Origin of the sequence: Pseudomonas sp. FSL R10-2964 (assembly GCF_009600035.1) — a bacterium.
GTDB lineage: Bacteria > Pseudomonadota > Gammaproteobacteria > Pseudomonadales > Pseudomonadaceae > Aquipseudomonas > Aquipseudomonas bubulae.
This window is the reverse complement of record NZ_WIWH01000106.1, coordinates 1-635: the sequence shown is the minus strand read 5'-3', so window position 1 is coordinate 635 and position 635 is coordinate 1. Positions and strand designations below refer to the sequence as shown.

2 protein-coding genes are annotated in these 635 nt (G+C 49.4%); both read right to left on the bottom strand.

The features are described 5' to 3' along the window. Positions 1 to 41 precede the first annotated feature (41 nt). Positions 42 to 332, bottom strand: a complete 291-nt coding sequence (locus tag GHN92_RS23630; RefSeq protein ID WP_010657469.1) for a type II toxin-antitoxin system RelE/ParE family toxin — start codon at positions 330 to 332, stop codon at positions 42 to 44. Further along, positions 295 to 558: a CopG family ribbon-helix-helix protein gene (locus GHN92_RS23625; protein WP_010657468.1), complete on the bottom strand. Its 264-nt coding sequence runs from the start codon at positions 556 to 558 to the stop codon at positions 295 to 297. The genes GHN92_RS23630 and GHN92_RS23625 overlap by 38 nt, the downstream gene beginning before the upstream one ends. Positions 559 to 635: the final 77 nt, after the last annotated feature.

The window sequence follows — 635 nt, the reverse complement described above, 5'->3', positions numbered from 1 at the left end:
CAAAAAATCCCGCCAAAAGGCAGGATTTTTTGCTTCCGAACTCACCAATCTTCAGGGCGTTCCGCGTGCTGATGGAGAATTCGATATATCAGGATGGTATCCCCCTTCCGCGTGTAAATAGATCGATAGGGGTAGTTCGAAATAATCAGTTCTCGGCAATCAGGGATATCCGAGGCTTTCCCTAACTGAGGAAAGGTCTCCAGTCGGGTTATGGCTTCCAGCACTTGGGAAATGACTTCCTCGGCCTTTTCAGCACCTAGACGCGGTTCGTAATGCTCGTAGATACCTTCGAGGTCACTGTCCGCTTTGCTGGTTAATGCGATTTTCGGCACGAGCCACCCACTTAGCCTTCACGGCATCCAAGTCGATTAGATTGCCTGCCTCAGCATCAGCGATCCCTTCGGCTACCGCTCGAAAATGCCAGGACTCTGACTCTACATAACGTGCCAATGCACGTTTGAGATGGTACTGACGATCCCGATCAGTTGCTTCAGCGAGCTGATCGAGCTGGTTAATCAGCTCCGATTCCACACGAAAAGACAGGACAGGCGAGGCCATGTTATCACTCCACACGATTTTGTCTACGATGTAGACGTTGTCTACTCATATTTGAGTATTCCACTATCAGTGGAATA